This is a genomic window from Rathayibacter sp. PhB151 (assembly GCF_004366415.1).
Lineage (GTDB): Bacteria > Actinomycetota > Actinomycetes > Actinomycetales > Microbacteriaceae > Rathayibacter > Rathayibacter festucae.
Genome location: NZ_SOEN01000007.1, coordinates 543,833 through 568,371 on the forward strand (window position 1 = coordinate 543,833; position 24,539 = coordinate 568,371).

Consider the following 24,539-nt stretch of genomic DNA (forward strand, 5'->3'; position numbering starts at 1 on the left):
GTGGCCGTGACCGTCGCGAATTCCTCCTAGTCCTGCGGTCCGCCGGACGACGCGAAAGAGCCCCCGAGCGCGATGCTCAGGGGGCTCTTTCGGTCTTCTTGCGGACTATCCGCGGGCTACACCCGCTTCTGGCCCGTGATCCGTCTAGACGCCGTAGTACAGCTCGAACTCGAAGGGGTGCGGGCGCTGCGCGAGGGGCTTGATCTCCTTCTCGCGCTTGTAGTCGATCCAGGTCTCGATGAGCTCCTGTGTGAACACGCCGCCCTGGAGCAGGAAGTCGTGGTCGGCCTCGAGGGCGGCCAGGGCCTCCTCGAGCGAGGCGGGGACCTGCGGGATGAGCTTGGCCTCCTCCGGGGGCAGCTCGTACAGGTCCTTGTCGACGGGCTCGTGCGGCTCGATGCGGTTCTTGATGCCGTCGAGGCCCGCCATCAGCTGCGCGGCGAACGCGAGGTACGGGTTGCCCGAGGCGTCGGGCGCGCGGAACTCGATGCGCTTGGCCTTCGGGTTCGTGCCGGTGATCGGGATGCGGATCGACGCGGAGCGGTTGCCGGCCGAGTAGACCAGGTTGACCGGCGCCTCGAAGCCCGGGATCAGGCGGTGGTACGAGTTGACCGTCGGGTTCGTGAACGCGAGGACCGCGGGGGCGTGCTTGAGCAGGCCGCCGATGTACCAGCGCGCGACGTCCGAGAGCCCGCCGTAGCCGTTCTCGTCGTAGAACAGGGGCTTGCCGTCGTTCCAGAGCGACTGGTGGGTGTGCATGCCCGAGCCGTTGTCGCCGAAGAGGGGCTTCGGCATGAACGTGGCGGTCTTGCCCCACTGCTCGGCCGTGTTCTTGACGATGTACTTGAACTTCAGGATGTCGTCCGCGGAGTGGACCATCGTGTCGAAGCGGTAGTTGATCTCCGCCTGGCCGCCGGTGCCCACCTCGTGGTGCGAGCGCTCGAGGATCAGGCCGGCGTCGATCAGCTTGAGGCAGATGTCGTCGCGGAGGTCGGCCTGCTTGTCGACCGGGCTGACCGGGAAGTAGCCGCCCTTGTAGGGGGTCTTGTTGCCGAGGTTGCCGCCCTCTTCGACGCGGCCCGAGTTCCAGGCGCCCTCGACGGAGTCGACGGAGTGGAACGCGGAGTTCTGGGTGACCTCGTAGCGCACGTCGTCGAAGATGTAGAACTCGGCCTCGGGGGCGAAGAACGCGGTGTCGGCGATGCCGGTCGACGCGAGGTACTTCTCGGCCTTCTTGGCGACCTGGCGGGGGTCCTTCGAGTAGATCTCGCCGTTGCGCGGGTTGTAGATGTCGAAGACGATGATCAGCGTGCGCTCCACGCGGAACGGGTCCACGTAGGCGGTGGTCACGTCAGGGATCAGCTGCATGTCCGATTCGTGGATGTTCGCGAATCCGCGGATCGAGGACCCGTCGAAGAGCTGGCCGACGGAGAAGAACTCCTCGTCGACCGTCGAGGCGGGGATGTTGAAGTGCTGCTGGACACCGGGGAGATCGGTGAACCGGATGTCGAGGAACTTGACGTCCGTGTCCTTGATGAACTTGAGCACCTCGGAAGAATCTTTAAACATGCAAAGGTCTCCAATGGCGTAACGGGTGGCTGCAGACGCAGCCGTTCCACAGTAGTCACCGGCGGTTACCCCGCCGTGTCCCTCGTGTTTCGGGCGTGTTACACGGGGTCCCGCCGAGCGGGTCGCAGCCGGCCTCCGCTCCCGGCGGGCGCGCGGGCGGCGCGGGTAGCATCGGAGGATGCCAGCACCCGAGCGCAGGACCTTCGCCGATGTCGCCCCGAGCACGCGGCCGGGGGAGCGGCTCGGGCTCCCCGAGACCGGCCGGATGTCGATCGCCCGGCCCGGACGCCGCTTCGCCGCCCTCGCCGTCGACTTCGCGATCGTCGCGCTGCTGTCCTTCGTCTTCTTCGGCTACGACCGCTGGGCGAGCATCGTCCTCTTCGTGGTGCTGCAGGCGGTCTTCATCCCGACCATCGGCGGGAGCATCGGCCACCGGCTGCTGGGCTTGCGCGTCGTCCGCCTCGGCGGCGGCTGGGTCGGCGTCTGGCGTCCGCTAGTGCGCTCGGTGCTCCTCGCCGTGCTCGTCCCGGCCCTCGTCTGGGACTCGGACCAGCGCGGCTTCCACGACAAGGTCGCGGGCACGGTGCTCGTCCGCTACTGATCGGGCAGCCGTCCGGGAACGACGAACGGGCCGGCGGGAGTGATCCCCCGACCGGCCCGTTCGTGTGCTCGTCCCGCGCGTCAGCGGGAGCGCTGCGGCCGCACCTTGAAGGGGTCGACGCCCTTGGGGATCGGCAGCGAGGTGTTCAGCGAGGCGAGGCGGTTCTTGACGGCGAGCACCTCCGCCTTGGTCAGCACCTTCTTCGTCTTCGCGAGGGCACGGGGAACCTTGTGCAGCGGAACGGCGCCCTCGTCCGGGCCGACGTTCACGAAGGTGACGGGGACGTTGGGGAGGATGCGGGTCACCTTGCGGCGCTCGTCCTCGAGCATGCGCTTGGTGCGGCCGGTCGGGCCCTCCGCGATCAGCACGACACCGCCGCGGCCGACGGCGCGGTAGACCGCGTCCTGCGTCTTGCCATTGACGGCGACCGGCATCTCGCCGCCGGTCCAGGTGCCGCGGAGGCCGCTGCGCAGGACGGCGCCGACGGCGCCCGGCTGCCCGGCGATCTGCCCGTAGGCGGCGCGCTCGGCGCGGCGGGAGAGCACCGCGAGGCCGGCGACGAGTCCGGCCATCACGCCGACGACGATCCAGAGCGCGATGACGAAGCCGTTGCCGTCCCCGAGGAGGACGCCGAGGAGGACGCCGATCAGGATCGGGACCAGCAGCGCCAGCAGGATGATCCAGACCGCGCTGCTGTCGTAGCGGCGGGTCATCTGGAACACCTGCCACATCTGCTTGAGACGTCCGGGTTCCTTGACCGCCTTCGTCGACGGTTCCGTGCTGCGTGCCATTCCTCCAGGATACCGAGCGGACCCGGTGGGGGAGACCGATCCGAGCGGATCCGCCGGACCTCCCCTCCTCCCCAGCGACAGGACGGCCGATCCGTCCACCGATCGGGCTTTCGCCGTCCCGGTGCGCCGGCTCGAGCGGCACCCTCGGAGCATGGCAGCGAGCGGTGAGAGCGAACGGGGCGGCGAGCGGCCGCTCGAGTGGATCGCCGGTCACGCCGTGGTGGGCTCCGGGGCGCTCGGGCCGGTCGTCCGCGACGGCGACGGCCGGCTCCTGAACGCTCTCCTGCTCTCGCAGGAGCGGGCGGAGTGCGCGCTGCGGTCGGGGATCGAGCGGCTCCTGCCGCACGAGCATCGGCAGCACCTCGTCGATGTCGGGCTGCACGCCGGCGGGGCCGTCCTCCTCACCACCCCGGCCGTCGTCTCGACACTCGAGCAGGTGCTCGAGTCCGGTGCGGTGCTGCCGCCGGGGGTCGTCGTCACTCTCCTCGCGCCGGTCGTCGGCGCCCTGCGGGATGCGACGGCGGCGGGAGTCCACCCGCTCCCCGGTGCGGAGGCGATCGGGCTGACGGAGGAGGGGCGTCCGGTGCTGCTGCTCACCGAGGCGTCGACGGGATCGGCCGAGGCCGACGTCGTGGCCGCGGTGATCGGACTCCTCGGCCGCTGCCGCAGGAGCTGCCCTGCCTGGCGGGGGAGCCCGCGGGACGACGACGACCTCGCGGCGCTGGAGGCGCTCCTCTACCGCTCCGCGGCGCCGTTGCCCCTCCGCGCGGTTCACCGGACAGAGACGGCGGCCGACCGGGAGCGGTCGAGCGGGGTCGTCGAGAGCCCGCCCGCACGACACCGCCGCACTCATCCGCTGGACGGCTGGCGCGATCGGGTGCGCACGTCGGCGGTCCGCCGCCGCGGCCCCCTCGTGACCGCGGCCGTCGTCCTCGTCGGCGCGCTGGTGATGACGGGTCTCGGTCCCGATCGGAGCACGGGAGCGGAGACGGCCGCATCGACGCGGACACCGGCGCCGAGTCCTGTCGCGCCGACGAGGGCGGCACCGGCGGCCGCGACCGCGCCGGCGACAGCGACAGCGACAGTGACGCCGCCGGCGACCGCCGTGGCGCTGCCTACAGGGTCATCGGCACCGGCGCCGCCGAGCGCCGCGCCGCCGACGGTCCGGCCGCCGGGCGCGGAGCTCGCGGCGGAGGAGGCGGCGACGGCCCTGCTCGCGGCGGCCCGGCACTGCTCCGGCTCGGACAGCGCCTGCGCGGAGGCGCTGACCACCCCCGACTCGCCGATCCGCGTCGACGGGGGCTCCGCGCTCGCGGCGCTCCGCACGCCGGCCTCCGCCGTCACCGCGGTACGCGTGGACGTGAACGGCGCCTCCGCCGTGGTCGCCGTCGGTCCGGATCCGGGAACGACGACGGCCTCCGTCCTGATGATCAGGACGGAGGCCGCATGGCTTCTCCGCGACGTCTTCACCGACGGCGGCCGCTAGTGCGGCGCGTCAGCGTGGCGGCGTCAGATGCCGAGGTCGTTCTCGAACGAGCCCTCCTCGAGGCGCTCCTTGATGGCCACCAGGAAGCGGGCCGCGTCGGCGCCGTCGACCGTGCGGTGGTCGTAGGAGAGGGCGAGGAACACGGTCGAGCGGATCGCGATCGCGTCGCTGCCGTCGACCTGCACGACGGCCGGCTTCTTCGTGACGATGCCGGTGCCGAGGATCGCGGTCTGCGGCAGGAACACGACGGGCGTGTCGAACAGCGCACCGCGCGAGCCGGTGTTCGTCAGGGTGAAGGTGCCGCCGGCCAGCTCATCGGGCTTGAGCTTGTTGTTGCGGGTGCGCTCCGCGAGGTCGCCGATGGTGCTGGCGATCTGGGCGAGGGTGAGCTCCGACGCGTTCTTCAGGACCGGCGTGAGCAGTCCGCGCTCGGTGTCGACCGCGATGCTGATGTTCTCGTGGTCCGGGTAGACGATCGAGTCGCCGTCGAGAGTCGAGTTGATCACCGGGTAGGCCTTGAGGGCCTCGGCGGCCGCGAGGGCGAAGAACGGCAGGAAGGACAGCTTGGCGCGGGTCTTCTCGTTGAAGGTCTTCTTGACCGAGTCGCGGAAGCGGGCGACGGCGGTGACGTCGACCTCGACGACCGAGGTGAGCTGGGCGGTCGACTGCATCGACTCGACGGCGCGCTGCGCGAGCACCTTGCGCAGGCGGGTCATCGGCTGCGTCGTGCCGCGCAGAGGCGAGGTCTCGAGCGGCGTGCGAGCGGCCTTCGCGGCGGCGGCGGCCGGAGCCGAGACCGGCGCGGGAGCCGACTTGGCGGCCTCGACGGCGTCGAGCACGTCCTGCTTGCGGATGCGCCCGCCGACACCGGTGCCGGTGAGGGTGGAGAGGTCGATGCCGTTCTCGCCGGCGAGCTTGCGCACCAGCGGGGTGACGTAGCCGGGGTTCGAGTCGGTGGGCTCGGGGGTCGCGGCCGGCGTGGGCGCGGCGGCAGCGGGGGCCGGGGAGGCGGGAGCCGGGACCGACGGAGCGGGGGCGGACGGCTCCGGAGCGGCGGGCTTCTCGGCGGCGGGGGCCGGCTCGGGCTCGGCGGGGGCCGGAGCCTCCTCCTCGGTCTCCGCGTCGACGGACGGGGTGACCTCGTCGGTCGGCTCGGTCTCGGCGGCCTCGGCCTCGGGCGACTCCTCGGCGGCCGGCTCCTCGGCGGGGGCCTCGGGCGCGGACGCGGCTCCGGAGCCGTCGCCGATGCGCACCAGCTCGGCGCCGACCTCGACGGTCTCGTCCTCCTGGACGAGGATCTCCTCGATGACACCGGCGACGGGCGAAGGGATCTCGGTGTCGACCTTGTCGGTCGAGACCTCGAGCAGCGGCTCGTCGACCTCGACGCGGTCGCCGACGTTCTTCAGCCAGCGGGTGACCGTTCCTTCCGTGACACTCTCTCCGAGTGCCGGGAGGCTGACGGATTCGCTCATGAGCCTGTCTCCTTAAGACGCTTGTGTACGTGGTTTCAGTTTAGTGAGGCGGGAACGGCCGGTCGCCGTCCCGCGATGGTCCTAGAGGGCGTGCAGCGGCTTCCCCGCCAGCGCGAGGTGCGCCTCGCCGAGCGCCTCGTTCTGGGTCGGGTGCGCGTGCACGAAGGGGGCGACGTCCTCGGGGTGCGCCTCCCAGTTCACGATGAGCTGGGCCTCGCCGATCAGCTCGCCGACGCGGGCGCCGATCATGTGCACGCCGACGACGGGCCCGTCGACGACGCGGACGACCTTGACGGAGCCGGCGGTGCCGATGATCGTGCTCTTCGCGTTGCCGCCCAGACCGTAGTCGTAGCTCGCGACACGCTCGGCGCCGTACTCGGCGACGGCCCGCGCCTCGGTCAGACCGACGGACGCCACCTCGGGGTCGCTGTAGGTGACCTTCGGGATGTTGAGGTCGGCCACCGTCTGCGGCTTCAGGCCGGCGATCTCCTCGGCGACGAAGACCCCCTGCTGGAAGCTGCGGTGCGCGAGCTGCAGGCCGGGCACGATGTCGCCGACGGCGTAGACGCCGGGAACCGAGGTCTGCAGGCGCTCGTCGGTGATCACGTAGCCGCGGTCGAGCGTGACGCCGATCTCCTCGAGGCCGAGCCCCGCGGTGACCGGGCCGCGGCCGACCGCGACGAGGAGGAGGTCGCCCTCGACGCTCGCCCCGCTCTCGAGCGAGACCGAGACGCCGTCGTCGGTCTGGACGACGCCGGTGACGCGCGAGCCGAGGGTGAAGGAGATGCCGCGCTTGCGGAAGGCGCGCTCGAACTGCTTGCTGACGCTCTCGTCCTCGTTCGGCACGAGGTGGGGGAGCGCCTCGACGATCGACACCTCGGCACCGAAGGAGCGCCAGACGCTGGCGAACTCGACTCCGATGACACCGCCGCCGAGCACGACGACCCGCTCCGGCACGTGATCCAGCTCGAGGGCCTGGTCGCTGGTGATCACGCGGCCGCCGATCTCGATGCCCGGGAGGGTGCGCGAGGCGGAGCCGGTCGCGACGACGATCGAGCCGCCGTGCAGCACGTGCTCGCCGACCGTGACGGTCGTCGGCCCGGTCAGCCGGCCCTCGCCGGAGACGACGGTGATGCCGCGGGCGGAGACGAGGCTCTGCAGTCCCTTGTACTTGCCGGCGACGACGCCCTCGCGGTAGCGCGTGACCCCGGGGACGTCGATGCCCTGGAAGCCGGCGAGGACGCCGTACTTCTGCGCGTCCCGGGCGCCGTCGGCGAGCTCGGCGGCGTGCAGGAGGGCCTTGGTCGGGACGCAGCCGCGGTGCAGGCAGGTGCCGCCGAGCTTGTCGCGCTCGACGATCGCCACGCTCATGCCGAGCTGGGTCGCGCGCAGAGCCGCCGCGTACCCGCCGCTGCCACCTCCGAGCACGACCAGGTCGTAGCGCTCTTCCGACACCCAGTGACTCCCTTGCGACGTGCGGTTCCCCTCGCCTCCGCGGATCTCCACGCCTGTGCGCGGGCCGGTCGGAGGGGGGACGAGGCGGGAGATCCCGCCCCGTCGACCCTACTACGCGCTCGCCAGGCCCTCGGCCAGGGCGAGGAGGGTGCGGACCGAGACCCCGGTGGGGCCGGTGCCGGTGAAGCCGTACCCGCCGCCGCCGTTGTTCGCCGGGCCGGCGATGTCGAGGTGCACCCAGGGGATGCGCGCCGCGTCCGGGCCCTCGCCACGGGTGCCGACGAACTCCTGGAGGAAGTGCGCGGCGATCAGCATGCCGCCGGCGGTGTTGCCCGGCTTGATGTTGGCGATGTCGGCGATCTCGGAGTTGAGCAGCGGGCGGAGCTCCGCGGGGAGCGGCATGTGCCAGAAGAGCTCGCCCGTGCTGCGCGCCGACTCCAGCACGGAGGCGACCAGCTCGTCGTCGCCGAACACGCCCGTGTAGCGGTTGCCGAGCGCGACGACGGCGGCGCCGGTCAGCGTCGCGACGTCGACGATCGCGTCGGGCTGCTCCTCGCTCGCGGCGACGAGGCCGTCGGCGAGCACGAGGCGGCCCTCGGCGTCCGTGTTGAGGACCTCGACGGTCTTCCCGCCGCGGATCGTGAGCACGTCGTTCGGGCGGATGGCCGTGCCGGAGGGCATGTTCTCGGCGATGCAGAGCCAGGCGGTGACCCGCACCGGCAGGCGGAGCTCGGCGACCGCGCGCACGACCGCGTAGACCGTCGCCGCGCCGGTCATGTCGTCCTTCATGCCGATCATCGAGGCCGGCGGCTTGAGGGAGAGTCCGCCGCTGTCGAAGGTGATGCCCTTGCCGACCAGCGCGAGGTGCTTCGGCGCCGTCCGCTCGTCCGTCCCCGCGGGGGAGGAGGCGCCATCGGGCGTGTAGGCGATCTTGACGAGGCGCGGCGGGCGGGACGAGCCGCTGCCGACGCCGAGGATGCCGCCGAAGCCGTCGCGCTCGAGCGCCGACTCGTCCCAGACCGTGACCTCGAGGGGGAGCCCTTCGACGCCCTCCTGCACGGCCTCGGCCAGGGTCTGCGGGTAGAGGTGCGACGGCGGGGCGTTGACCAGGTCCTTCACGGCGGACACGGCGCGACCGACGACCAGGGCGCGCTCGAGGACGGCCGCGTCGGCGGACTCGTCGGAGGTCACGAGGAGCACGCGCTCGACGGGAGCCTTCGCGGCGTCGAGGGTGCTGTGCCGGAAGGCGGTGTAGCTGTAGGAGCCGAGCGCGGCTCCCTCGGCGACGGCCGCGAGCGCGTCCTCGTCTCCGGTGGGCAGGGCGAGGGCGACCGAGGCGGTGCCGGCGAGGCTGCGGACCGCGAGTCCGGCGGCGGTGCGCAGCACGGTGGCGCTCGGCTCCGCGGAGCCCAGGCCGACGAGGACGACCACGCCGGCGCGGACGGAGGAGGGGACCCGCGTCAGCGACTCCGCGGAGCCGGTGACCCCGAGCGCGGGGAGCGCGGCGACCAGGTCGTCGAAGCCGTCGACCCCGACGAGACGGGGGCCGTCCGGTCCGGGCGCGACGCCGAGGACGAGAGCGCCGGTGTCGAGATCGGAGGCGGGGACGGTCGTGTACTCGAGAGAGGAGAGGGGCATGAGCGCAATGCTAAGCGCGGCCGGGACGGCGCTCGGCCGCCCCGTCGCGGCTGTTCGCTCAGGGCTCAGCGCCGCCGGGGAGCCGCCCGGGTGGGCCGTCTAGGCTGGATCGCATGCCGGATCCTGCAGACCTCTTCGCGATCGAGGGCGACCTCTCCGACGTCCCGCGGGGCCTCCACCTCGTGGCCGGCCTCACCGGATTCGCCGATGCCGGAGGTGCGGTCGGCCAGCTCGCCGAGCACCTGCACGGCACTCTCGAGCACCGGACCGTCGTCGAGTTCGATCCCGACCAGCTGCTCGACTACCGCGCACGCCGGCCGATCATCACCTTCGATCAGGACCACCTCACCGACTACACCCCGGCGAGCCTCCGCCTCTCGCTCGCGCACGACGAGCTGCACCAGCCGTTTCTCCTGCTCACCGGCTTCGAGCCGGACTACCAGTGGGAGCGTTTCACCCGGGCCGTGCTCGAGCTCATCGACCGGCTCGAGGTCGCGAGCACCACCTGGGTGCACGCGATCCCGATGCCCGTCCCGCACACCCGACCGGTCGGCGTGACCGTCAGCGGCAACCGCGAGGACCTGATCGAGGCCATGTCGGTCTGGAAGCCGGTCACCCAGGTGCCCGCGAACGTCCTGCACCTGCTCGAGCTCCGCCTCTACGACCGGGCGCTCCCGGCCGTCGGCTTCGCCCTGCTGATCCCGCACTACCTCTCCGACACCGCCTACCCCCAGGCGGCCGTCGCCGCGCTCGAGAGCATCTCGGCGTCGACCGGGCTGATCTTCCCGACCGACAGCCTCCGCGAGAGCGGCCGCGAGTTCCTCTCGAAGGTCGACGAGCAGGTCGGCTCGAACGAGGAGCTGCAGAAGCTCGTCGCGGCGCTCGAGTCGCGCCACGACACCTACATGGAGGGGACGAGCCTGCGCTCGCCGCTCACCGACGAGGACGGCTTCGTCCCGACCGCCGACGCGCTCGCGGCCGAGCTGGAGAAGTTCCTCGCGATCAAGCGCCCGGGCGAGGAGCCCACCGCTCCGTAGCAGGCGGGCGGCGCTTGGTAGTCTCTGCCGAGTGCGATCTCGTCGAGCCTGGTTCGTCTTCGGTGCCGGTGCCTTCGCGTACCTGGTGGCCGTCCTCGACCGCACGACGCTCGGAGTAGCGGGCGTCGACGCGGCGGAGCGGTTCGGCATCTCGGCCGCGATGCTCTCCTCGCTCGCCGTCGTCCAGCTGATCGTCTACGCCGGCATGCAGATCCCGGTCGGCATCCTGATCGACCGCTTCGGCCCGAAGACGCTGATCCTCAGCGGCACCGCTCTGATGATGGTCGGCCAGATCGTCCTGGCCTTCGCGCCGTCCCTCGGCGTCGCGATCGTCGGCCGGATCCTGGTGGGCGCGGGCGACGCGGCGATCTTCACCTCGGTGATCCGGCTGACCGTGACCTGGTTCAGCGGACCGATCGTCCCGCAGCTCTCGCAGTGGATCGGCAACATCGGCCAGGTCGGGCAGATCCTCTCCGCCCTGCCGTTCGCCGCGATCCTGCACGCGGCGGGCTGGACGCCGGCCTTCCTCTCCGTCGCCGGGATCGGCGCCGTCGCGTTCCTCGGCGTGCTCCTGCTGATCACCGACGTCCCCCCGCGGACCGAGCCGATCGTCCTGGTGCCGCCGACGCTCCGGGCGACGATCACGCAACTGGGCGTGAGCCTGCGCCGGCCGGGCACGCAGCTCGGCTTCTGGTCGCACTTCGTGACGCAGTCGTCCGGCACCGTGTTCACACTGCTCTGGGGCTACCCGTTCCTCGTGTACGCCATCGGCCTCGAGCCGGGCGTCGCCGCTCCGACGCTGACGATCGTCGTGGTCGCCGGCATCGTCGTCGGCCCGATCCTCGGCGTCCTCACCGCCCGGCACCCGATGCGGCGGAGCAACCTCGTGCTCGGCATCGTCTCGGCGATGGCGGTGGCGTGGACCGTCGTCCTGCTCTGGCCCGGCGTGCCGCCGTACTGGCTGATCGTCCTGCTGCTGATCGTCATCGGCGCCGGCGGGCCTGGCTCGATGATCGGCTTCGACTTCGCGCGCACCTTCAACCCGTCCCGGAGCCTCGGCGCCGCGAACGGCGTGGTGAACGTCGGCGGCTTCCTCGCGAGCTTCACGATGATGTTCCTGATGGGGCTGCTGCTCGACTCGCTGGCAGGGCCGGGCGCGGACTCCGCCCGGCTCTACTCGATGGACCACTTCCGGCTCGCCTGGTGCATCCAGTACGTCGTCGTCGGCGCGGGCGTGATCGGGCTGATCACGGCGCGCCGCAGGACCCGGCGCCGGCTCGCCGAGGACGAGGGAATAACGGTGGCCCCTCTGTGGGTTGCATTGAACGACCGTCTCCGTCGTGGCCGCGCAGGACGCTGACCGTCGGACCCGCCCTTCCCCGTCCTCCCGCGAGGCCCCGCATGGTCTCGCGTCGGACTCCTCCCGGAGTGCCGAAGCCCTGAGCGCACGGCCGCACTACTCAGGCGTGCAATAATTGTCAATAGGACCCGTTCGGGTCGAGGAGCACGGCGCCCACGTCGGGCGTGCGATCCCCTCGACTTGACATGGGTCCTCGTAATGCCCACCGACGGACGACGCCTCCCGGCCTCGCCCGCAGCCGGGACGCAACGGATGGAGAGGTGCCGCCATGGCCACCAGAGCTACCAAGACCGCAACGCTCGACGCCGTCGACGACGACGTGACGACGACCAAGAAGCCCGCCGCGCGCAAGCCGGCGGCGAAGACCACCCGCGCCCGCGCGACCACCAAGGCCGCGGCTCCCGCCGCGACGGAGGAGGAGCCCACCGAGCCCGAGGACGTCGACGGCGACGCCGACGCCGAGGAGGAGCCCGCGGTCGTGGTCGAGGAGACCGAGACCGAGGCCAAGGACGACACCGAGACGCCGGTCGTCGCGGCCGCCGCTCCGGCCGAGCCGCTGCCCAGCGGCGCGCTCGTCCTCTCCTTCGGCGGCGACGACGACGAGGTCCCCGTCTACTCGACGGCGATCACCGGCGCCACGGCCGACCCGGTCAAGGACTACCTGAAGCAGATCGGCAAGGTCGCGCTCCTGAACGCGGCCGAGGAGGTCGAGCTCGCGATGCGCATCGAGGCGGGCCTCTTCGCCGAGGACAAGCTCGCGAACTCGAGCGACCTCAGCCCCGAGCTCGTCCGCGAGCTGCGCTGGGTCGCGAAGGACGGGCAGCGCGCCAAGAGCCACCTGCTCGGCGCGAACCTCCGCCTCGTGGTCAGCCTCGCCAAGCGCTACACCGGCCGCGGCATGCAGTTCCTGGACCTGATCCAGGAGGGCAACCTCGGTCTGATCCGCGCGGTCGAGAAGTTCGACTACACCAAGGGCTTCAAGTTCTCGACCTACGCGACGTGGTGGATCCGCCAGGCGATCACCCGCGCGATGGCCGACCAGGCCCGCACCATCCGCATCCCGGTGCACATGGTCGAGGTCATCAACAAGCTCGCCCGCGTCCAGCGCCAGATGCTGCAGGACCTGGGCCGCGAGCCCACGCCCGAGGAGCTCTCCCGCGAGCTCGACATGACCCCCGAGAAGGTCATCGAGGTGCAGAAGTACGGCCGCGAGCCGATCTCGCTGCACACCCCCCTCGGTGAGGACGGCGACAGCGAGTTCGGCGACCTCATCGAGGACACCGAGGCGGTCGTGCCGGCCGACGCGGTGGGCTTCACGATGCTGCAGAAGCAGCTCGAGTCGCTGCTCGACTCCCTCTCCGAGCGCGAGGCCGGCGTGATCCGCATGCGCTTCGGCCTGGGCGACGGCATGCCCAAGACGCTCGACCAGATCGGCGACACCTTCGGCGTGACGCGCGAGCGCATCCGCCAGATCGAGTCCAAGACGATGGCCAAGCTCCGCCACCCGTCCCGCTCGCAGTCGCTCCGCGACTACCTCGAGTAAGCCGGTGATCCGCTACGCGCCGGCGGTCCTCCTCGGGAGGGCCGCCCGGTTCGCAGCGCGCGTCCGCAAGCCCGGCGGAGGCTCCGCCGTGCCCGGACTCGTCGTGAACCGCCTCGCGCCGGGCTTCCTCCCGGCCGTGCTCGACGGCTTCACCGACGGCCTCGTCGTCGTCACCGGCTCGGCCGGGAAGTCCACGACGACGAAGATGCTCGTCGCGGTCCTGCGTGCCCACGGGCTGCGCGTCTTCACCAACCCCTCGACCGCGAACATCGCGCAGGGGCTGACCTCGGCGCTGCTCGAGCGCACCGACCTCCGCGGGCGGATCGACGCCGACATCGCCGTCCTCGAGATGGACGAGGGCCACGGCGCCCGGCTCGCGCCGCGGATGAGTCCGCGCGTCGTGCTGCTCACCAACGTGGTCGTCGATCAGATCGACCGCTTCTTCGACCCGGCCATGGTCGCCCGCATGCTGGCGACCATCGCCAGCCGGGCCACGGGCCCCGTCGTCCTCAACGCGGACGACCGCCACGTCGCCGACATCGCGACGAGCCTGCCGAGCGATCGCCTCCGCTGGTACGGCACCTCGTCCGCCGTCCGCGGCGCGGCTGTCGGCGGGCTCGGCTACGCGGCCGATGCCGAGGGCCAGGAGGGTCGAGCGACGACCGTCGTCGAGACCACGGCCGGTGCCGCCGCGACGATCCGAAGCGACGCCGACGTCCTCGATGTCCGCCTCCCCGCCCGCGGTGTGCACTACGCGGTCGACGCCGCCTCGGCGGTCTCCGCGGCGCGCGCGATCCTCGGCACCCGCTTCCGCGCCGCGACCACCGCGGAGGCGCTCTCCTCGATCGACCCCGTCTTCGGGCGCGGCGAGATCGTGACGGTGCGCGGCCAGGAGGTCGAGTTCGTCCTGGTGCAGAACCCGGCGAGCTACCGCCTGAACATCGCGGAGATCCCCGAGGGCACCGAGCAGATCATGCTCGCCATCGGCTCCGACGTCCGCGACCCGTCCTACTTCTGGCCGGTCGACACCGCCCGCCTCGGGCGGGTCCGGGTCGTCTCCGGCTCGAAGGCGCACGAGGCCGCGCTGCAGCTGCGCTACGACGGGGTCGCGATCGACGCGGTCGACGACGACCTCGGTCGTGCGCTCGACGCCTTCCTCGCGCTGCCCGCTCCGAGCCACGGGCGGAAGACGATCGTCTTCTCCGCCGACTCGATGCGGCGCACCCGCGCCCACCTCCAGCTCGCCTCCAACCGCGAGGAGACCGCGTGACGACCCTGCTGATCGGCGTGCTCGCCCCCGACGTCCTGGACAGCAACGGCGACGCGGCGAACGCCCGCGTCCTCGCGGCACGCGCCGGCTGGGCCGGTCTCGACGCCCGGGTCCTGGCGCTGCGCGAGGAGGCCGACTTCGCCGAGCGCCCCGACGTGCTCGTGGCCGGCACGGGAGCGGACGAGGACCTGCCCGCCGTGCTCGACCTCCTCCGCGCCGTCGGCGACACGGTCCACGGCTGGGTGCGCGACGAGACCGAGGTCGTCGCCGTCGGCGCGGGCTGGGAGCTGCTCGCCGAGTCGTTCGCGACCCCTCAGGCCGTCATCGCGGGCATCGGGGTGCTGCCGGGTCGTGCGGTGACCGCCGAGCGGTCGACGGACGACCTCGTCGTCGAGTCGAGCGCGGGGATCCTCGTCGGCTTCGAGAACCACGCCCGGCGCTTCGACGGCATCGACCCCGCTCACGTCCTCGGCCGGGTGCTGCACGGCACCGGCGACGGCGGGGGAGTGGAAGGCTACGCCGCGGGGTCGTTGCTCGGCACGCACCTGCACGGTCCCATGCTGGCGAAGAACCCCGTCCTCGCCGACGCGATCCTGCACCGGGTGGTCGAGCGGCGCGGGCTGCTCTACTCGACCCGGGACGAGCGGATCCGCGCGGCGGATGAGACAGCTCGAGCCGCCCGCGAAGTGATCGCGAAGCGGCTCGGAGTCGGCCGGTAGGGAGTCCCGCTCCCCACCGGCGAGGTGAGCGGACTGACTAGGGGCGCTGCTCCTCGAAGAGGCGCGCCGACTCGTCGTGCCAGCTCTGGGCGATGCTGGAGAGCTTCTCCTGGTACTTCTTGCCGTGGTGCGCGCAGAACAGCAGTTCTCCGCTGTTCACCACGACACGGATGTAGGCCTGGGCTCCGCAGCTGTCGCAGCGGTCTGCCGCGGAGAGCTGCTGCGATCCAGCGAGCTCGTCCACGCCGTTCTGGGTTGCTGTGGTCGACATGACGTGGCCTCCTGCGCTCGGGTCTTCGACTTCGGTGGACTCGGCCTCTCGGCTCCGTCCTTCCCTTGGTCCAACCATCAAAGCACGCGGATGTTTCCCGGCAGAGTCGATCCCGTGGCATTTCGCTCTGCGCGTAGGTCCCCCGGCGCACTTCCCAGGCCCTGAGCACCGTGATCGCGCTCCGCCGCGCCGCGGCCGGGGTGTCGGCCCTCGAACCTAGACTGAGCGGATGGCCTCCACCGACTACTCCGCACGGCACCTCTCCGTCCTCGAGGGCCTCGAGGCGGTGCGCAAGCGCCCCGGCATGTACATCGGCTCGACGGACTCCCGCGGACTGATGCACTGCCTCTGGGAGGTCATCGACAACTCTGTCGACGAGGCCCTCGCCGGGCACGGCACCGAGATCAGCGTGGTGCTGCACAGGGACGACAGCGTCGAGGTCCGCGACCGCGCCCGCGGCATCCCGGTGGACATCGAGCCCAAGACCGGTCTCACCGGCGTCGAGGTCGTCTTCACCAAGCTGCACGCGGGCGGCAAGTTCGGCTCCGGCTCGTACGCCGCCTCGGGCGGCCTGCACGGCGTGGGCGCCTCGGTCGTGAACGCGCTGTCGGAGCGGCTGGACGTCGAGGTCGACCGCGACGGCCGCACCTACCGGATGTCCTTCCATCGCGGCGAGCCCGGCCGCTTCGCGGACTCGGGCGAGCCGACCCCGGACGCCCCGTTCTCGCCGTTCGAGAACGGCTCCGAGCTGGAGATCGTCGGCAAGGTGAAGAAGGGCGTCACCGGGACGCGGGTCCGCTACTGGGCCGACCGGCAGATCTTCACGAAGGGCGCCGCCTTCCAGACCGACGACCTCGTCACCCGCGCCCGGCAGACCGCCTTCCTGGTGCCGGGACTCACGATCGACATCGTCGACGACCGCGAGGAGGAGCGCCGCGCCGAGATGTTCCGCTACGACGGCGGCATCTCGGAGTTCGTCGAGTTCCTCGCTCCGGACGCGGCCGTCACCGACGTGCTGCGGCTCACCGGCAGCGGCACCTTCACCGAGACCGTGCCGGTGCTCACCGCCGGCGGCGCGATGGTGCCCACCGAGGTCGAGCGCACCTGCGAGGTCGACATCGCACTGCGCTGGGGCACGGGCTACGAGACGGTGCTGCGCAGCTTCGTCAACATCATCTCGACGCCCAAGGGCGGGACGCACCAGACCGGCTTCGAGCAGGGGCTGCTGAAGCTGCTCCGTGCGCAGGTCGAGGCGAACGCCCGGAAGCTCAAGGCCGGCTCGGACAAGCTGGAGAAGGACGACGCGCTCGCGGGTCTCACCGCGGTGCTGACCGTGCGCCTCCCCGAGCCGCAGTTCGAGGGGCAGACGAAGGAGATCCTCGGCACGCCGGCCGTCCGCGCGATCGTCGCGCAGACGATCACCTCGACGCTCGGCGCCGTGTTCGCCTCGACGAAGCGCGAGGACAAGGCGCAGATGTCGCAGCTGCTCGAGAAGCTCGTCGCCGAGATGAAGTCGCGGATCTCGGCGAGGGCGCACAAGGAGACCCAGCGCCGCAAGAACGCGCTCGAGTCCTCCTCGCTGCCGGCCAAGCTCGTCGACTGCCGCAGCAACGACGTCGAGAACAGCGAGCTGTTCATCGTCGAGGGCGACTCGGCGCTGGGCACCGCGAAGCTCGCCCGCAACAGCGAGTACCAGGCGCTGCTGCCGATCCGCGGCAAGATCCTCAACGTGCAGAAGGCGAGCATCGCCGACATGCTCTCGAACACCGAGTGCGCCTCGATGATCCAGGTGATCGGGGCGGGGTCGGGCCGCTCGTTCGAGCTGCCGGCGGCGCGCTACGGGAAGATCATCCTGATGAGCGACGCCGACGTCGACGGCGCGCACATCCGCACGCTGCTGCTCACCCTGTTCTTCCGCTACATGCGGCCGCTGGTCGAGGCCGGCCGCGTGTTCGCCGCCGTGCCGCCGCTGCACCGGGTCGTGGTGATGAACTCGGGGAAGAAGCCGAACGAGACGATCTACACCTACTCCGAGAAGGAGCTGCAGGGCGTCCTCGCCGGTCTGTCGAAGGCGAACCGGCGCTACCAGGACCCGATCCAGCGCTACAAAGGACTCGGCGAGATGGACGCCGACCAGCTCGCGCTGACGACGATGGACCGCTCGCGGCGGACGCTGCGCCGGGTGAAGGTCTCGGACGCCGAGAACGCGGGCCGGGTCTTCGAGCTGCTGATGGGCAACGAGGTGGCGCCGCGCAAGGAGTTCATCGTCCGCGGCTCCGAGACGCTCTCGCGCGACCGCATCGACGTCTGAGGCCCGTCCCGCGCCGGGGCGGCGCGGGACGACGGTCTAGAACTGCTCGGGAGCCGCGCCGATGCTGGCGACCGGGGCCGCGAGGGCGACGCCGGAGCCGTCGCGCTTCATCCCGGAGTCGGGCAGCGCGGCGACGCTGCCGTCGGCCTCGAGCGCGTGCGCCGGGCCGGGGCCGACCCAGGCGACGCCGAGGGCGGTCTCGCCCTTGAGGAAGCGCTGGGCGCGGACGCCGCCGGTCGCGCGGCCCTTCGGCGGGAACTCCGAGAACGCCGACACCTTGGCGCTGCCGGTGTCGGTGCCGGTCAGTGCCCAGCTGTCGACGGCGACGGTCGCGACGACCGTCTCGTCGCGCTCGGATTCCGGAACCACCGCGAAGGAGACGACCTCGTCGGTCTCGCTGATCTTGACGCCGGCCATGCCCGCCGCGGTCCGGCCCTGCGGACGCACCGCCGAGGCGGAGAAGCGCAGCAGCTGGGCCTCGCCGGTGACGAAGACGAGCTCGTCCTCGTCGGCCGACGGCGCGGCGCCGACGACCGCGTCCTTCGGCCGCAGGGCGATCAGCTCGATGTCCGGGCGGTTGGGCAGGTCGCCCGGGGCGACGCGCTTCACCGTGCCCTGCAGGGTGCCCAGCGCGATCGGGCGCGGGTCGTCGAGGGCGACCAGGGCGAGGACGCGCTCGTCCTTCGCGAGGTGGCTGAGGTAGTCGCTCATCCGCACGCCCGCGCCGAGCTGCACCGAGGAGGAGGGGACGGACGGGACGTCGACGGGGGAGAAGCGCAGCAGGCGGCCGGCGGTGGTCACCGCGCCGATCTCGGCGCGCGTGGTGGTGTCGATCGTGCTGAGCACCGCGTCGTGCTTGCTGCGGCGGGTCGCGCGCTCGGGGTGCGGCGCGGCCTCCGGGTCGCGGTCGATGCGCACCATCCGCCCGGTGGTGCTCAGCAGCACGCGGCAGGGCAGGTCGGCGATCTCGAGCACGGCGGCGGTCTTGCGGCCGGTCGTGGCGACGGAGGGACGCGCCTCGGTGAGCAGCGTCCGGCGCGGCGTGCCGAGGCGCTGCGCGACGTCGTCGAGCTCGTCGGACACGAGCGCCTCGAGGCGGCTGCGGCTGGCCAGCAGCGCCTCGAGCTCGGCGATCTCGGCGAGCAGGGTGTCGCGCTCGGTCTCGAGCTCGATCCGGGAGAACCTCGTCAGGCGGCGCAGCTGCAGCTCGAGGATGTAGTCGGCCTGGATCGTGCTGAGGTCGAAGACCTCGATCAGGCGGGCCCGAGCCGCGGCGGTGTCGTCGCTCGCGCGGATCAGCTGGATGACCTCGTCGATGTCGAGGATCGCGATCAGCAGTCCCTCGACCAGGTGCAGCCGCTCCTGGCGCTTGCGCAGCCGGTAGCGGGAGCGCCGGGTCACCACGGTCAGCCGGTGGCCGACGTAGACCTGCAGCAGCTCCTTGAGGCCGAGCGTGCGGGGCTGGCCGTCGACAAGGGCGACGTTGTTGATCGAGAAGGCGTCCTCGAGCGGGGTGTAGCGGTACAGCTGCTCGAGCACCGCCTCCGGGCTGAAGCCGGTCTTGATCCCGATCACGAGGCGCAGGCCGTTGTCGCGGTCGGTGAGATCGGTGACGTCGGCGATGCCGCTGAGCTTCTTGTTCTGGACGCCGTCCTTGATCTTGTCGATGACCTTCTCGGCGCCGACGAGGTAGGGCAGCTCGGTGACGACGAGGCCGGACTTGCGGGCGGTGATGCTCTCGACCGAGACGCGCGCGCGGGTCTTGAAGCTGCCGCGGCCGGTCGCGTAGGCGTCGCGGACGCCGGCGAGCCCGACGATCGTGCCGCCGCTGGGGAAGTCGGGGCCGGGGACGAACGACATCAGGTCGTCCAGCGAGGCGTCGGGGTGCGCGATCAGGTGCCGCGCCGCTCCGATGACCTCGATCAGGTTGTGCGGGGCCATGTTGGTGGCCATGCCGACCGCGATGCCGCTCGCACCGTTGACCAGGAGGTTCGGGAACGCGGCGGGGAGCACCTCGGGCTGGTCGTGCGAGTTGTCGTAGTTGGGGACGAAGTCGACGACGTCCTCGTCGAGGTGCTCGGTCATCGCCGTCGCCGCGGCGGCGAGGCGGGCCTCGGTGTAGCGGGCGGCGGCGGGGCCGTCGTCGAGCGAGCCGAAGTTGCCGTGGCCGTCGACGAGCGGGACCCGGAGCGTGAACGGCTGCGCGAGGCGCACGAGCGAGTCGTAGATGGAGGCGTCGCCGTGCGGGTGCAGCTTGCCCATCACCTCGCCGACGACGCGGGCCGACTTCACGTGGCCGCGATCGGGGCGCAGGCCCATCTCGCTCATCATGTAGAGGATGCGGCGCTGCACGGGCTTCAGGCCGTCACGGGCGTCGGGCAGGGCGCGGGAGTAGATCACCGAGTAGGCGTACTCGAGGAACGACCCCTCCATCTCGGCCGAGACGTCGACGTCCTCGATGCGCTCGGTCAGGGAGGATCCGGAGGGAGGGGGTGCAGCGTTCATGTCTCACTTCGGTAGCGGGCGCGGGCACGGCGGGGCACGCTCCGCGGAAGGGCGCAGCGTGCGAAACTGGGCGCGATGACCCCCATGCTACCGGCCGTCCCCGCCGGGCGGCGGAGCCTCGCCGACGTCCTCCCCGGCGCTCTCGACGCCCTCCTCGGCCGCCCGGGGACCTTCGGCTCGCCGCGCGTCGAGCGGATCGTCATCGTCCTGGTCGACGGGCTCGGAGCGGCCAACCTGCGCCAGCGCGCCGGGCACGCGCGCACGCTCGCGCCCGCGCTCACGAAGGCCACGACCCTCGTCTCCGGCTTCCCGACGACGACCGCGGCGGCCCTCGCGAGCCTCACCACGGGCCGGCGCCCGGGGGAGCACGGGATGGTCGGCTACCGCGTGCTCGATCGCGCGCACGACCGCCTGGTGAACCAGCTCTCCGGCTGGGACGACCGGATGGTCCCCGAGCAGTGGCAGCCGCACCCCACCGTCTTCGAGCGCGCCGTCGGGGCGGGTGTCGCGGCCAGCGTCATCGGCGCCGCCCGCTACGCGCACTCGGGGCTCACCCGGGCGATCCTGCGCGGCGCGGAGTACCGGGTCGCCGGGGGAGTCGCCGAGCGGTTCGCCGCGGCGCGCGATCTGCTCGACCGCGGCGGCCGGCAGCTGGTCTACCTCTACGTCCCCGAGCTCGACATGACCGCGCACACCCGCGGCTGGGAGTCGCCGGAGTGGACGACGGCCCTGGAGCAGCTCGACGGCGAGGTCGCGGCGTTCGTCCGCGGACTCTCCGGGCGCGAGGGCGTGCTCGTCACCGCCGACCACGGCGTGCTCGACGTGCCCGCCTCGTCGCATGTCCTCGTGCGGGAGCCCGCGCTGCTCGAGGGCGTCCGCCACCTGGCCGGGGAACCGCGCTGCCTGCAGCTGCACCTCGAGGCCGGGGTCGATCCCGCGGCGGTCGCGGCGCGCTGGAGCGAGGCGGAGGGCTCCCGGGCCTGGATCGCGACGCGCGACGAGGTCGCGGCGAGCGGCTGGTTCGGCGAGATCGGTGCGCCGGCGGCCGAGCGGATGGGCGACGTCTTCGTCGCCGCTCGGAAGGCGATCGCCTACTACTCGGCGGAGGACGCCTCCGGCCGGTCGATGATCGGCCAGCACGGCTCGCTCACCCCCGAGGAGACCCAGGTGCCGCTGCTCGGCTTCGGCGCGCTCTCCGGGATCTGAGTCCCGGGAGCGCGCTCGCCCGATCGGCCGCAGCTCGGTCAATCGTCGCTGCGGGCTCCGAAGACGATCTCGTCCCAGCTGGGGATGGCGGCGCGGCCGCGGCGCATCGAGGTGCGTCCGCTCGCGGCGGGGTGCTCGGCGGCGGGTGCCGCGGGGCGCTCGGGCTCGGGCGCCTTCGGGGCGACGACCGCGGGGGCCTCCGGCTGCGGCTCCTCGCGCACCCGCGCCGAGGAGGCGTGGTCGCGCTCGCCGCGCCGGCGCCGGAGCGCGTCGAGGAGATCGGCCGTGTCGTTCAGGTTGCGCTCGCGCTGCTCGGTCGTGCTGGTCACCGGGCGGGGGAGCGTCGAGACCGGACGCGGCGTGTCCGAGAGGGCCGGCTGCGGCTCGGTGTCGGAGGGCCGGGAGGCGGCGGGACGGGAGTGCGGGAGGCGCGAGGGCCCGGGGCGCTCGGAGCCCGCTCGCTCGGAGCCCGCACGCTCGGAGCCCGCTCGCTCGGGGCGCGACGGCTCCGCGGGCTTCGCGAACGCGTCGGTGTCGAAGCGGGTCGCCAGCTCGTCGACCGCGGCGGGGATGACGGCGCGCAGGCGCGGGATGAGCGTCGGCCGGATCTCGCCCTGCTGGGAGAGCGTGGTCGCCTCGGCGGTGAGGGGGGAGAGGAGCGCCTTCTTGGGGTCGAACCGCCAGCGGGCGTCGTGGTCGATCTCGTCGGAGCGGAAGAGGAGCTTGACGACCCAGCCCTCCTCCTCCTTCCAGCTCGACCACTGCTCGCCGTCGGCGCCGAGGGCGCCCAGGCGCTCGCGGATGACGTCGCCGAAGGGCGTGCCCTCCTCGAGCGGGTCGGGGTCGGCACTGGTGTAGACGCGGACCGCCAGGGCGGAGGCGACGATGTGCTCGCGCTCGGCCGTGACCGGGCCCTCGAAGCGCGCGACGTAGTCGAGGTCGGCGCCGGTGAGCTCGGCGACCTCCTCGGCGGAGAGGCCCGAGCGGATGTGCGACTGGATCTCGCGGGGGGACACGCGCTTCTCTCGCGGGGGCAGCGAGTGCACGCGCGGGCGCAGCTGGCTCTGCAGCGTCTCGTCGATGCGGACGGAGAACCGCTCACCGCCGTCCGAGACGAGGACGAGCGATCCGCTCTCGACGCCGATCACCTTCAGTTCCATCATCGTGCTGGACCTCCTTCTGGCCGCGGACGAGCCCGTGCCTGCCGCGAACCGGCTCAGGATCGCACGCCGACGGGCCGTTCCCCGGGAATACCGCGGGCGGGTCGAAAGTTGGTGCGGAGGAGGGCGCGGCAGCGGCTGTCAAGACGCGTTCGAAGCGGTTTGCGCATCGATACTTCTTGATGCACACTGTCCCCGCCGATTTGTTGAACGACTGAATTTAAGAAGTGGATGGGAATGGCTACGGACTACGACGCCCCCCGCAAGACCGATGACGACTCCGAGTCGATCGAGGCCCTGAAGGAGCGAGTCCCCGACAAGATGTCCGGTGTCGTCGACGTCGATGACGCCGACAACCCGGGCGGATTCGAACTGCCCGGTGCCGATCTGTCCGACCTCGATCTGGACGTCGTGGTCCTTCCGCCGCAGGCGGACGAGTTCACGTGCGTCAGCTGCTTCCTGGTGAAGCACCGCTCGCAGATCGACCACGAGGAGAAGCTCGGCCCGATCTGCCTGGAGTGCGCCGCCTAGGCCTCTCCCGGCTCCGAAAGACCAGCGCCCCGTCGCCGTGATCCCTCCCGGATCGCGGCGACGACGTCGTTGGGGCGCCTGCTCGACAGCAGCCAGTACGGCGTCGGGTCGGCGGGGTCCTCGATCGGGACCCGGACGACGTCGCGCACCCAGCCGCGGATGACGAGGAACGCCCTGGCGTCCAATCGCGGTCCGCGCTGAGCGAACGCCCGCTCGCCGGTGAAGGCGACCGCGTCGCCCACCAGCTCGAGCGGGATGTGCGCGCGGCCGGCCCGCAGCTCGCCGTCGACGACCTCGATGGTCGGCGACGTGGCCAGCAGCGTGCCGACGGTGCCGCCGTAGAGCACCAGCGCGACGAGGAAGCCGACGGACAGGTTGATCGGCGCGAAGACCAGGATGCTGGCGGGGATCACGAGGGCGGTGGAGACGAAGAGCCAGGGCGCGGGCCACAGCCTCTCTCGGTAGGACGGCATGTCCCTATTGCATCAGACGATTGGTCTACCCTCGTCACGTGAACGAAACCGTCGACGTCCCGATCCGCGCGGACGAGGTCCCGTTCTACGCCCACCCCGGTGACGCCGGAGCCGATCTGCGCTCCACGGAGGAGCTCGTGCTCGCTCCCGGCGAGCGGGCGAGCGTCGGCACCGGAGTCTCGATCGCCCTGCCCGACGGTCACGTCGGCTTCGTCGTGCCGCGCAGCGGGCTGGCCTTCAAGCACGGCCTCACGATCGTGAACGCGCCTGGCACCATCGACGCCGGCTACCGCGGCGAGATCCGCGTGGCGCTCCTGAACACCGACGCGCGCGAGCCGTACCGGATCGCCGCGGGCGACCGGATCGCACAGCTCGTCATCCTGCCCGTCGTCCGGGCCCGCTTCACCGCCGTCGAGGAGCTGCCGGACTCCGTCCGCGGCACCGGCGGCTTCGGCTCGACCGGCTACGCCACCGCAGCACCAGCAGACGCCCGCACCAACGAGGAGAACGCATGAGCGACATCCAGCCCGCCGGCACCGAGGACGCGGCCGTCGAGACCGCCGCGCAGGACTTCGAGAAGTCCGCGCCCGCCGACCGCGCCGAGGCCGGCCCGCTCGACGAGCGCGAGGCCAACCCGGTCCGCCCCTACATCGACCTCGGCGGGGTGAAGGTGCTGCCCCGCGAGGGCATGCACATCCGCCTCGAGGTCGAGGAGGCGACCAAGCGCGTCATCGCCGTCGGCCTCGACTACGCCGGGTCCACCCTCCAGGTGCAGCCGTTCGCGGCGCCGCGCTCCTCGGGCCTCTGGCACGAGATCCGCGGGCAGATCGCGGAGCAGATCGGCCGCCAGGGCGGCAGCACCGAGGAGCGCGAGGGCGTCTTCGGCCCGGAGATCGTCGCGCAGCTCCCGCTGGCCGGCGGCGGCGTGCGCGTCGCGCGCTTCGTCGGCGTCGACGGTCCGCGCTGGTTCCTCCGCGGCGTGATCGCCGGCGCGGGGGCCACCGACGAGCAGGCCGCGGCCGCCGTCGAGGACCTCTTCCGCAGTGTCGTCGTGGTGCGCGGCTCCGGCCCGATGCCCCCGCGCGACCTCATCCCGCTCAAGATGCCGGACAGCGGCCAGACCCAGCAGAGCGCGAGCTGA

General features: G+C 72.1%; 21 protein-coding genes. 12 read left to right on the forward strand and 9 right to left on the reverse strand.

What is annotated here, in order from left to right; translation table 11 throughout:
• Positions 1-144: 144 nt before the first annotated feature.
• Entirely contained in the window at positions 145-1,569 is a 1,425-nt protein-coding gene (gene glnA / locus EDF35_RS10030) for a type I glutamate--ammonia ligase (RefSeq protein ID WP_123445839.1), read from the reverse strand.
• A 178-nt stretch (positions 1,570-1,747) separates the two neighbouring features.
• Here glnA and EDF35_RS10035 point away from each other — a divergent pair, with 178 nt between their 5' ends.
• Positions 1,748-2,170 (forward strand): RDD family protein, encoded by a 423-nt coding sequence (locus EDF35_RS10035; RefSeq protein WP_123703545.1) that lies wholly within the window; start codon positions 1,748-1,750, stop codon positions 2,168-2,170.
• An 80-nt stretch (positions 2,171-2,250) separates the two neighbouring features.
• On the opposite strand, the gene EDF35_RS10040 is transcribed toward EDF35_RS10035, so the two are convergent.
• Positions 2,251-2,961, reverse strand: coding sequence for a DUF4191 domain-containing protein (locus tag EDF35_RS10040; protein WP_133962223.1), 711 nt, complete (start codon positions 2,959-2,961; stop codon positions 2,251-2,253).
• 151 nt (positions 2,962-3,112) lie between these two features.
• On the opposite strand from EDF35_RS10040, the gene EDF35_RS10045 reads away from it, so the two are divergent.
• Positions 3,113-4,447: a hypothetical protein gene (locus EDF35_RS10045; RefSeq protein ID WP_133962224.1), complete on the forward strand. Its 1,335-nt coding sequence runs from the start codon at positions 3,113-3,115 to the stop codon at positions 4,445-4,447.
• 23 nt (positions 4,448-4,470) lie between these two features.
• Here the strand turns inward: EDF35_RS10045 and sucB are convergent, their stop codons facing one another.
• The 3 genes from sucB to EDF35_RS10060 form a co-directional block, all read right to left on the reverse strand.
• Positions 4,471-5,919, reverse strand: coding sequence for a 2-oxoglutarate dehydrogenase, E2 component, dihydrolipoamide succinyltransferase (gene sucB / locus EDF35_RS10050; RefSeq protein WP_133962225.1), 1,449 nt, complete (start codon positions 5,917-5,919; stop codon positions 4,471-4,473).
• An 81-nt stretch (positions 5,920-6,000) separates the two neighbouring features.
• Positions 6,001-7,374, reverse strand: a complete 1,374-nt coding sequence (gene lpdA / locus EDF35_RS10055) for a dihydrolipoyl dehydrogenase (RefSeq protein WP_133962226.1) — start codon at positions 7,372-7,374, stop codon at positions 6,001-6,003.
• Positions 7,375-7,485: 111 nt separating this feature from the next.
• Entirely contained in the window at positions 7,486-9,012 is a 1,527-nt protein-coding gene (locus EDF35_RS10060) for a leucyl aminopeptidase (protein WP_133962227.1), read from the reverse strand.
• Positions 9,013-9,125: 113 nt separating this feature from the next.
• On the opposite strand from EDF35_RS10060, the gene EDF35_RS10065 reads away from it, so the two are divergent.
• The 5 genes from EDF35_RS10065 (at position 9,126) to EDF35_RS10085 (ending at position 14,941) form a co-directional block, all read left to right on the forward strand.
• Positions 9,126-10,049 (forward strand): PAC2 family protein, encoded by a 924-nt coding sequence (locus EDF35_RS10065; RefSeq protein WP_123703555.1) that lies wholly within the window; start codon positions 9,126-9,128, stop codon positions 10,047-10,049.
• 31 nt (positions 10,050-10,080) lie between these two features.
• Positions 10,081-11,409 (forward strand): MFS transporter, encoded by a 1,329-nt coding sequence (locus tag EDF35_RS10070; RefSeq protein ID WP_123732292.1) that lies wholly within the window; start codon positions 10,081-10,083, stop codon positions 11,407-11,409.
• Positions 11,410-11,677: 268 nt separating this feature from the next.
• Positions 11,678-12,952: an RNA polymerase sigma factor gene (locus tag EDF35_RS10075; protein WP_133962228.1), complete on the forward strand. Its 1,275-nt coding sequence runs from the start codon at positions 11,678-11,680 to the stop codon at positions 12,950-12,952.
• An 88-nt stretch (positions 12,953-13,040) separates the two neighbouring features.
• Positions 13,041-14,222 carry a Mur ligase family protein gene (locus EDF35_RS10080; RefSeq protein ID WP_133962229.1) on the forward strand — a complete coding sequence of 394 codons (1,182 nt, stop codon included), beginning with the start codon at positions 13,041-13,043 and terminating at the stop codon, positions 14,220-14,222.
• Positions 14,219-14,941 carry a cobyric acid synthase gene (locus tag EDF35_RS10085; RefSeq protein WP_133962230.1) on the forward strand — a complete coding sequence of 241 codons (723 nt, stop codon included), beginning with the start codon at positions 14,219-14,221 and terminating at the stop codon, positions 14,939-14,941. The genes EDF35_RS10080 and EDF35_RS10085 overlap by 4 nt, the downstream gene beginning before the upstream one ends.
• Before the next feature lie 37 nt (positions 14,942-14,978).
• Here the strand turns inward: EDF35_RS10085 and EDF35_RS10090 are convergent, their stop codons facing one another.
• A complete protein-coding gene (locus EDF35_RS10090) occupies positions 14,979-15,212 on the reverse strand; it encodes a hypothetical protein (RefSeq protein WP_123445851.1) in 234 nt (77 codons plus the stop codon).
• Positions 15,213-15,441: 229 nt separating this feature from the next.
• Between EDF35_RS10090 and EDF35_RS10095 the strand changes: the two genes are divergently transcribed.
• Positions 15,442-17,523, forward strand: coding sequence for a DNA topoisomerase IV subunit B (locus EDF35_RS10095; protein WP_133962231.1), 2,082 nt, complete (start codon positions 15,442-15,444; stop codon positions 17,521-17,523).
• 36 nt (positions 17,524-17,559) lie between these two features.
• Here EDF35_RS10095 and EDF35_RS10100 read toward each other — a convergent pair whose 3' ends face one another.
• Positions 17,560-20,028: a DNA topoisomerase (ATP-hydrolyzing) gene (locus EDF35_RS10100; RefSeq protein ID WP_123703567.1), complete on the reverse strand. Its 2,469-nt coding sequence runs from the start codon at positions 20,026-20,028 to the stop codon at positions 17,560-17,562.
• A 75-nt stretch (positions 20,029-20,103) separates the two neighbouring features.
• On the opposite strand from EDF35_RS10100, the gene EDF35_RS10105 reads away from it, so the two are divergent.
• Positions 20,104-21,234: a nucleotide pyrophosphatase/phosphodiesterase family protein gene (locus tag EDF35_RS10105; RefSeq protein WP_208323048.1), complete on the forward strand. Its 1,131-nt coding sequence runs from the start codon at positions 20,104-20,106 to the stop codon at positions 21,232-21,234.
• A 38-nt stretch (positions 21,235-21,272) separates the two neighbouring features.
• Here the strand turns inward: EDF35_RS10105 and sepH are convergent, their stop codons facing one another.
• Entirely contained in the window at positions 21,273-22,397 is a 1,125-nt protein-coding gene (sepH, locus tag EDF35_RS10110; protein WP_133962232.1) for a septation protein SepH, read from the reverse strand.
• A 234-nt stretch (positions 22,398-22,631) separates the two neighbouring features.
• Here sepH and EDF35_RS10115 point away from each other — a divergent pair, with 234 nt between their 5' ends.
• The gene (locus tag EDF35_RS10115) at positions 22,632-22,925 is read left to right on the forward strand and encodes a DUF4193 domain-containing protein (protein ID WP_055792269.1); all 294 of its coding nucleotides are present in this window, start codon (positions 22,632-22,634) and stop codon (positions 22,923-22,925) included.
• Here EDF35_RS10115 and EDF35_RS10120 read toward each other — a convergent pair.
• Positions 22,922-23,398 (reverse strand): DUF3093 domain-containing protein, encoded by a 477-nt coding sequence (locus EDF35_RS10120; protein ID WP_123445856.1) that lies wholly within the window; start codon positions 23,396-23,398, stop codon positions 22,922-22,924. The genes EDF35_RS10115 and EDF35_RS10120 overlap by 4 nt on opposite strands.
• Before the next feature lie 38 nt (positions 23,399-23,436).
• On the opposite strand from EDF35_RS10120, the gene dut reads away from it, so the two are divergent.
• On the forward strand, positions 23,437-23,913 hold the full coding sequence (dut, locus tag EDF35_RS10125) for a dUTP diphosphatase (RefSeq protein WP_123445857.1): 477 nt from the start codon (positions 23,437-23,439) through the stop codon (positions 23,911-23,913).
• Positions 23,910-24,539, forward strand: coding sequence for a DUF3710 domain-containing protein (locus tag EDF35_RS10130; RefSeq protein WP_123445858.1), 630 nt, complete (start codon positions 23,910-23,912; stop codon positions 24,537-24,539). Before dut ends, EDF35_RS10130 begins: the two co-directional genes overlap by 4 nt.

Coding starts and splice junctions, on each gene's coding strand:
- EDF35_RS10065 (WP_123703555.1), top strand. CDS start 9,126: ATGCCGGATCCTGCAGACCTCTTCGCGATCGAGGGCGACCTCTCCGAC.
- EDF35_RS10095 (WP_133962231.1), top strand. CDS start 15,442: ATGGCCTCCACCGACTACTCCGCACGGCACCTCTCCGTCCTCGAGGGC.
- sucB (WP_133962225.1), bottom strand. CDS start 5,919: ATGAGCGAATCCGTCAGCCTCCCGGCACTCGGAGAGAGTGTCACGGAA.
- EDF35_RS10040 (WP_133962223.1), bottom strand. CDS start 2,961: ATGGCACGCAGCACGGAACCGTCGACGAAGGCGGTCAAGGAACCCGGA.
- EDF35_RS10090 (WP_123445851.1), bottom strand. CDS start 15,212: ATGTCGACCACAGCAACCCAGAACGGCGTGGACGAGCTCGCTGGATCG.
- EDF35_RS10045 (WP_133962224.1), top strand. CDS start 3,113: ATGGCAGCGAGCGGTGAGAGCGAACGGGGCGGCGAGCGGCCGCTCGAG.
- sepH (WP_133962232.1), bottom strand. CDS start 22,397: ATGATGGAACTGAAGGTGATCGGCGTCGAGAGCGGATCGCTCGTCCTC.
- EDF35_RS10100 (WP_123703567.1), bottom strand. CDS start 20,028: ATGAACGCTGCACCCCCTCCCTCCGGATCCTCCCTGACCGAGCGCATC.
- EDF35_RS10075 (WP_133962228.1), top strand. CDS start 11,678: ATGGCCACCAGAGCTACCAAGACCGCAACGCTCGACGCCGTCGACGAC.
- glnA (WP_123445839.1), bottom strand. CDS start 1,569: ATGTTTAAAGATTCTTCCGAGGTGCTCAAGTTCATCAAGGACACGGAC.
- EDF35_RS10120 (WP_123445856.1), bottom strand. CDS start 23,398: ATGCCGTCCTACCGAGAGAGGCTGTGGCCCGCGCCCTGGCTCTTCGTC.
- EDF35_RS10060 (WP_133962227.1), bottom strand. CDS start 9,012: ATGCCCCTCTCCTCTCTCGAGTACACGACCGTCCCCGCCTCCGATCTC.
- EDF35_RS10115 (WP_055792269.1), top strand. CDS start 22,632: ATGGCTACGGACTACGACGCCCCCCGCAAGACCGATGACGACTCCGAG.
- EDF35_RS10105 (WP_208323048.1), top strand. CDS start 20,104: ATGACCCCCATGCTACCGGCCGTCCCCGCCGGGCGGCGGAGCCTCGCC.
- EDF35_RS10130 (WP_123445858.1), top strand. CDS start 23,910: ATGAGCGACATCCAGCCCGCCGGCACCGAGGACGCGGCCGTCGAGACC.
- EDF35_RS10035 (WP_123703545.1), top strand. CDS start 1,748: ATGCCAGCACCCGAGCGCAGGACCTTCGCCGATGTCGCCCCGAGCACG.